The sequence below is a fragment of the Pseudomonas sp. ICMP22404 genome (genome assembly GCF_006227205.1).
Lineage (GTDB): Bacteria > Pseudomonadota > Gammaproteobacteria > Pseudomonadales > Pseudomonadaceae > Aquipseudomonas.
Window position 1 is genome coordinate 1 of the sequence record NZ_VCNG01000071.1, and the last position, 446, is coordinate 446.

The 446-nt window shown below is 65.7% G+C and carries 1 protein-coding gene; it reads right to left on the reverse strand.

All coding sequences use genetic code 11. The features are described from left to right. Positions 1-446, reverse strand: a 446-nt coding sequence (locus FGE05_RS29705) for an AMP-binding protein (protein ID WP_139650446.1), incomplete at both ends; no start/stop codon positions are given.

Genomic DNA, 446 nt, shown 5'->3' on the forward strand with positions numbered 1-446 from the left:
CTTTCGATCTCGACGCGGTGCTCGTCACCGTGCACGGTGAAATACGCCACCAGGCGCTTGGCCCCCGGCACGTCTTCGCGAGCCAGCACCACGGCTTCCTTGATCGCCCCGTGCTGGGCAAGCTTGGCCTCGATCTCGCCGAGTTCGATACGGAAACCGCGGATCTTCACCTGATCGTCGTTACGGCCCAGGTAGTCGATATTGCCATCCGCCAGGTAACGCCCCAGGTCACCGGTGCGGTACATCCGCGCGTTCGGGCGGTCGCTGAACGGGTCGGCGAGGAAACGCTCGGCCGTCAACTCCGCACGGTGCAGATAACCCCGCGCCACCTGGACGCCACCGATGTAGATCTCCCCGGCCACGCCCATAGGCACCGGTTGCTGGTGGGCGTCGAGCAGGTAGATCCGGGTGTTGGCGATCGGCTTGCCGATCGGCGTGCTGTCCGG